At 74.4% G+C, this 6,232-nt stretch carries 5 protein-coding genes; 1 reads left to right on the forward strand and 4 read right to left on the reverse strand.

The features are described from left to right. Window positions 1–3: 3 nt before the first annotated feature. A complete protein-coding gene (locus ACFWM7_RS03645; RefSeq protein WP_383254593.1) occupies window positions 4–639 on the forward strand; it encodes a zf-HC2 domain-containing protein in 636 nt (211 codons plus the stop codon). 34 nt (window positions 640–673) lie between these two features. On the opposite strand, the gene ACFWM7_RS03650 is transcribed toward ACFWM7_RS03645, so the two are convergent. The 4 genes from ACFWM7_RS03650 to ACFWM7_RS03665 form a co-directional block, all read right to left on the reverse strand. Continuing rightward, entirely contained in the window at window positions 674–1,534 is an 861-nt protein-coding gene (locus ACFWM7_RS03650; RefSeq protein WP_383254595.1) for an Fpg/Nei family DNA glycosylase, read from the reverse strand. A gap of 36 nt (window positions 1,535–1,570) precedes the next feature. Continuing rightward, entirely contained in the window at window positions 1,571–2,938 is a 1,368-nt protein-coding gene (locus ACFWM7_RS03655; RefSeq protein ID WP_383254597.1) for a wax ester/triacylglycerol synthase family O-acyltransferase, read from the reverse strand. Between the two features lie 155 nt (window positions 2,939–3,093). Continuing rightward, window positions 3,094–5,157 carry a SpoIIE family protein phosphatase gene (locus ACFWM7_RS03660; protein ID WP_383254600.1) on the reverse strand — a complete coding sequence of 688 codons (2,064 nt, stop codon included), beginning with the start codon at window positions 5,155–5,157 and terminating at the stop codon, window positions 3,094–3,096. A gap of 68 nt (window positions 5,158–5,225) precedes the next feature. Continuing rightward, a partial coding sequence (locus ACFWM7_RS03665) for a DUF6777 domain-containing protein (protein WP_383254602.1) occupies window positions 5,226–6,232 on the reverse strand: 1,007 nt, incomplete at its 5' end.

Genomic DNA, 6,232 nt, shown 5'->3' on the forward strand with positions numbered 1-6,232 from the left:
TACATGCAGACGACCGAACCCCACATCCGGGTGGGGGCCTATGCGCTGGGCGTGCTCGGGAGCGCCGACGCCTTCCGGTTCGAGGAGCATGTGTCGGACTGCCCCGGGTGCCGGCGGCGGGCCGGCGAGTTCGCCGGGGTTCGGGCCGGTCTGGAGGTGGTGGGTCCGCCGGCGGCTCCGGGGCCCGGCCTCGCGGAACGTCTGACGGCCGTGGTGGCGGCGGGGCGGCGCCGGGCGGGCCGACGGCGGCTCGCGCTGGTGGCGGCCGCGGTGGTGCTGGCGGTGGGCGGCCCGGCGGCGGTGGCCGGGCTGTCGGGCGGCCCGGTGGAGGGTGCGGGCGCGCAGCGGTGGTCCGGGACGGACGGGGCGTCGGGGGTCGCCGCGGTGGTGACGGCGGCGGGGCACGAGTGGGGGACGGCGGTGGCGCTGGAGGTGGCGCGGGTTCCGGTGGTGGGGGCGTGCGCGCTGGTCGCGGTGGGCCGGGACGGCAGTGAGGAGACGGTGGGCAGCTGGTCGGCCGGGGGCGCGGAGGACGGCCCGGTGGAGGTGTCGGGCGGGGCGGCGCTGCGGCCGGAGGGCATCGACCACTTCGAGGTGCGCACGGCGGACGGGCGGCGGCTGGTGACGGTCACGCGGTGAGCTCCCGGATCGCTTCGGGGGCGCGGGTCCGCCGTCACTTGAGGAACTTGGAGAGCCTGCGATCGGCCAGCGGCTTCCCGCCGGTCTGGCAGGTGGGGCAGTACTGGAGCGAGGAGTCGCTGAAGGAGACCTCCAGGATGGTGTCCCCGCAGACCGGGCAGGCCTCGCCGGTACGCCCGTGGACCCGCATCCCGGTCTTCTTCTCGGCCTTGAGCTTCCCCGCCTCCACCCCGCTGGAGCGGTCCACGGCGTCCTTCAGGGTGGTGCGCAGCGCGGTGTACAGCCGGGTGACGTCGTCCTCGGTCAGGTCGGCGGTCCGCTTGAACGGGGACATCTTCGCCACGTGCAGGATCTCGTCGCTGTAGGCGTTGCCGATGCCCGCGATGAGCGACTGGTCGCGCAGCGCGCCCTTGATCTGGCGGCGGGCCCCGGCGAGCAGCGCGGCGAACGTGTCGCGGTCGAAGGCGTCGGCGAGCGGGTCGGGGCCGAGGGTCGCGATATGGGGGACGTCCATGGGGTCGCGGACGAGGTGCACCGAGAGGCTCTTCTTGGTGCCCATCTCGGTCAGGTCGAAGCCGTCGCCGTCCGTGGTCACCAGCCGCAGGGCGAGCGGACCCTTGCCCGGCCGGGGCGGGGCGGCGGGGAAGGAGTCCTTCCAGCGGAGCCAGCCGGCCCGGGCGAGGTGGGTGCACAGGTGGAGCCCGCCCGCCTCGATGTCGAGGAACTTGCCGTGCCGGGCGACCGAGGTGACCGGCTCGCCCTCCAGGGCGGTCAGCGGGGGGTCGTACGTCTTCAGGACGCTGATCGCCAGCGGGAGGACGCGGGCGATCTCCTTGCCGACCAGGTGGTCGTCGAGGAAGACCCGCAGGGCTTCGACTTCGGGCAGTTCGGGCATGGCTCCAGATTGCCGCAGCCGATGGGCGGCTGCCTGTCAGGACACCGGTGAACGGTCCGCGCCGGTGACGAGGGCGTAGAGCTCGGTGAACTCGTCCTCGACCGCCGCGGCGAGCCGTTCGAGGTCGGGGAGCGCCTTGCCGTCGGCCACCAGACCCACGTGCACCCGCCCGCCGTACGTGGACAGGGCGACCGCCAGGGACTGGCCCCGGGCCAGCGGCGCCATGGGGTAGAGGGCGGTCAGCGGGCAGCCGCCCAGCGAGAGCGCGGAGCGGGGCAGCGGCACGCTGGTGACCAGCACGTCGAAGAGCATGCGGGCGGCGTTGGCGGCCAGGGGTGCGCCGAACCGGTGGGCGAGCGGCGGCAGTTGGTCCGCGAGTACGGCGACGGCTCCGGCGCCCCTGAGGGGGCCGGCCGCCTTGTTGCGGTCCATCGCGCTCCGGACCGACCGGAGCCGCTCGCGGGGGTCGGCCGCGGTGACGGGCAGGCCGAGCAGATAGGCGGAGAGCCGGTTGCCGGTGGCGGCGGCCCCGCCGGGCCGGCGCCGGGAGACGGGGACCAGGGCGCGCGGGTCGGCGGCGGGCAGCGGCTCGCCCCGCTCGGCCATCCAGCGGCGCAGCGCCCCGGCGACGACGGCCAGGAGGATGTCGTTGGCGGTGCCGCCCTCGGCGCGCCGGATCCGTTGGAGATCCCCGGCGTCGAGGTCGGCGGTGGCCAGGCGACGGGTGCCGCTGGAGGGCGCGGTGAAGGCGGACGGGCCCCACAGGTCGAGGCGGCCGGCTCGGACGACGGAGGCCCCCACGCCGAGCGCCCGGCCGACCTCGCCGATCCGGCCGAGCGCCATGCCCGCCATTTCGCGGGGGTCGGGCAGCCAGGAACGGGGCGGGACGGCGGGGCGGCCCCGGGCGGCGGTGCGGGCGCTGGTGACGGCGGCGATCTCGTCGAAGATCCCGGCCCCGATGGCGACCGCGCGCATCCCGTCGGCCAGGGCGTGGTGCAGTTTCACCAGGACGGCGAAAGGCCCGTCGTCCGCGCCGCCGATGAGGTACATCCGCCAGGGCGGCAGCCCGCGACCGAGCGGTCGCTCCATCAGTTCGCCCGCCAGCCGGGTGGCCTCCGCCATGAAGTCGCCGCCGGTCACGACGACGCGCTCGACGTGCCGGTGCACGTCGAAGTCCTTGTCGACCGTCCAGGCCTTGCCTCCGACCGGCAGCAGGACGTCCCGTACGCACATGCGCAGCCGGGGGATCGCGGCGGCGCGGGTTCCGAGCAGGTCGAGGATCCGCGCCGGGCCGACGCCGGGCGCCGGGGCGAAGACGGCGAGCGCGCCCAGATGCATCGGATGGGCGTCCGATTCGAGGTGCCAGAAGGCGAGATCGAGCGGGGCGAGAAGCTCGGTACCCAAGGGGGACCTCATGTCGTCGAGGACTGCGGGGCCGGGTGCGGCCGGTCCCCCGCAGTCAATCCTTCGCGGTCGGTTACGGTCAAGTACGGACATGTTACGTACTGTTACGCGCTGCGCCGGTCACGCTCGTAAGGGCGGCGTCAGCGGGCCGGAATTCAGCGGGCCGGGATGAGGAACTCGCACCACACGCACTTGCCGCTGCCCCGGGACTCCACGCCCCAGACGTCGGCCAGCCGGTCGACCAGCATCAGGCCGCGCCCCGACACCCCGGACTCTCCCGCGTCACGGCGCCGGGGCAGTGCGCTGGAGCGGTCCTCGACGTCGACGCGCAGCCGTCGCTCCGTTCCGGCGAGCACCCGGATCGTCACGACGGCGCCGCCATCGGTGTGCATGAGCGCGTTGGTGATCAGTTCGTCGGCCGCCAGCTCGATCTCGTCGGCCCGGTCCTTCGCCCCCCAGGCCCTCACCGCGGCGCGGATCATGTGCCGGGACGAGCTCAGCGCCTCCGGGTCGTTCTGGGCGACGTGCTGCTGGAGCCGGCCGCCCGGCTGCGGGGCGTGCGCGGCCCGGCGGCGCAGCAGCAGGACCGCGACATCGTCCTGGCCGCCGCGCCCGTCGACCGCGTCGCAGAGCTGGTCGGCCAGCTTCTGGAGGTCGTGGGGGCCGTTGGTGACGAGGGCGGTGAGCAGTTGCATGCCCTCGTCGAGATCGGCGCCCGGCAGTTCGACGAGGCCGTCGGTGAACAGGATCATCGTCTGGCCGGGGTCCAGCTCGACCGTGGAGACCGGGTACTCCAGCCGGCCGAACTCCGCGGAGAGGCCGAGCGGCAGGCCGCCCTCGGCCGGCATCCTGCGGCAGCTCCCGTCCACGTCCCGTACCAGCGGGTCGACGTGTCCGGCGCGGACCACCTGGACGACGCCGGTGGTGAGGTCGACCTCGGCGTAGGTGCAGGTGGCGAAGCGGTCGGTGTCCAGCTCGTGGAGGAAGACGGAGGCGCGCGCCATGACCGTGGCGGGGCTGTGCCCCTCGGCGGCGTACGCGCGCAGGACGATCCTGAGCTGCCCCATGACGGCGGCGGCATGGGTGTCGTGCCCCTGGACGTCCCCGATGACGGCGCCGACCCGGCCGCCGGGCAGCGGGATCAGGTCGTACCAGTCGCCTCCGATGTCCCGGCCGAGGCGGGCCGAACGGTAGCGGACGGCGACCTGCGCCCCGGGCACGGCCGGGATCCGGCGCGGCAGCATCGCCTGCTGGAGGCCCTCGGCGAGGTCGTGCTCCTGTTCGTAGAGCATCGCGCGCTGGAGGCTCTGGGCGATCGAGGTGCCGAGCGCCATCAGCAGGTTGCGTTCGTCGGCGGTGAAGCCGCCCTTGTCCCGGTAGAGGAGGCCGAGCGCGCCGATCGGGCGAGCCTGGGCGATCAGTGGCATGTAGGCGGCGGAGGTGATCCCGAGGTGGCTGATGTCGGGCCACAGGACCGGGTAGGAGGCGGCGAAGTCCTCGGCGGACTCGATGAAGCGCGGGGACAGCGTGCGGACCACTTCGCTCATCGGGTACTGCTCGTCCACCCGGGTGTACCGGGTGCCGGGGACGTACGCGCCCTCGGGGCCGTCCGCCACCAGGTGGATGCGGCCGGACTCCAGCAGGCCCATGACGAGGCTGGTGGCTCCGAGGTGGGCGAGGCCCTGGGAGTTCTTGAGGACGGCGATGACGTCCTTGACCGTACGGGCGTGGGCCAGCGCGGCGGTGGTGCCCTCGACCAGGCTGGTGCGCCGGCGGCGCTCCTCGTCCAGTTCGCGGCGGGCGGTGGAGTCGGCCAGTTCCTGGGTGGCGTCGCGGACGATCCCGATGATGCGGCGCGGGCGGCCGGTCCCGTCCCGGCGGACGAAGCCCTGGGTGTGGGTCCAGCGCAGCGTGCCGTCGCGCCGCTGGATGCGGAAGTACGCGCCGTAGTTGGTGCGACCGCTCTTGAGGGCGTGCGAGACCAGCCCGTCCAGGCGCTGGGCCTCGTCCGTCGGCACGCGCGGCGACAGCGAGGCCGGCCGGTCGTCGTACTCGTCCGCGGTCAGGTCGAACACGTCGAGGGCGGGCTGGTCCATGTGCATGAGGCCGGTGTCAAGATCCCAGTCGAAGCTGCCCATTCGGTTCAGGGCGAGGCTGAGGTCCGGGTGGGCGGGCCAGTCGTCGGGGAGTGACAGGGCACCCGCTACCCGATCATCCATGTGGGCCACTCTGCCATCATTTTTCCGATTCCTCTTGTCCGATTCCGCTGGTGCGAACCCTCGGCCGGTCAGCCGGCGAACACGTCGCCGAGATCCGCTTCCATGGGCGCGTCCGGCTCGGCGGGCAGGTCCGGCTCCGCGGGCTCGGCGGGCTCCTCCGGCTCGGCGGGGAAGACCTGGGTCGGCTCGGGCGCGACGTCCGGGTCGCCCTCCTCGTACTCCCACGGGTCCTCGGGCGGCGGGTCGCCGAAGTCGTCGGACGATTCCCCGGGCCCGGGGTCCGTGGGAGCCTCCGGCTCGGAGGGGGCCGGGTCGGACGGGGTGGAGTCCGGGGGCGCGGGCTCGGTGGGGCGGCCCGGGGACGGGAAGAGCAGGTCGGCGTCGGGCTCGAAGGGCGGCGGGTCGTCCGGGGCGCGGTCGCGGCCGCCGCTGTCGCCCATGGCCCGCTCGATCCAGGTGTTGTCGTCGGCGTCGACGATGATCAGGCTGGTGGCCGCCTTCACGCCGGGTTCGATGGCCACGATGCGCGCGGGGTCGTAGCCGGGCCAGCGCTCGCCGCGGTGGGTGACCTTCCCGTCGGTGACCACGGGCGGGCCGAGCGGGTTGCCGCAGGCGCAGCGGACGCGGGGCATCCCCCGGCTGTCGACCAGGACGGCGGTGCCCGCCTGGAGCACGGCCTGGAAGGAGGTGGCCGAGCCGGCGCTGTAGCCGTGGTTGGTGACCTGGGCGTCGGCGCGCAGGACGACCGGGGTGAGGGACTTCAGGTAGCCCGGGATCTGTACGGCCTCGATGCCGGCCGCGTCGGCGAAGGCGCGCGCCTTGTCCTCGTCGTCGGTCAGGAGGGTGGTCTGCTTCTCGACGTCGCAGGCGGCGACGGATCGGGTGCCGCCGTAGAGGCCGGGGACGACGCCGGAGACCGGATGGACCGTCCGGGTGGTGGAGGTCGGTTCGGCGTCCGGTGCGCCGGTGGGGGACGAGGGGGCCGCCCGCGCGGTGGACGCGGTGAACGGTCCGGGGCCGGGGGACGCCAGCGGCTGGAGGAGGACGTCCTCGGCCTCCGCGGTGCCCGTGGTGC

The sequence above is a fragment of the Streptomyces sp. NPDC058375 genome (assembly GCF_042723425.1).
In the GTDB taxonomy this organism is placed as follows: Bacteria; Actinomycetota; Actinomycetes; order Streptomycetales; family Streptomycetaceae; genus Streptomyces; species Streptomyces durocortorensis.

Coding starts and splice junctions, on each gene's coding strand:
- ACFWM7_RS03660 (WP_383254600.1), bottom strand. CDS start 5,157: ATGGATGATCGGGTAGCGGGTGCCCTGTCACTCCCCGACGACTGGCCC.
- ACFWM7_RS03645 (WP_383254593.1), top strand. CDS start 4: ATGCAGACGACCGAACCCCACATCCGGGTGGGGGCCTATGCGCTGGGC.
- ACFWM7_RS03650 (WP_383254595.1), bottom strand. CDS start 1,534: ATGCCCGAACTGCCCGAAGTCGAAGCCCTGCGGGTCTTCCTCGACGAC.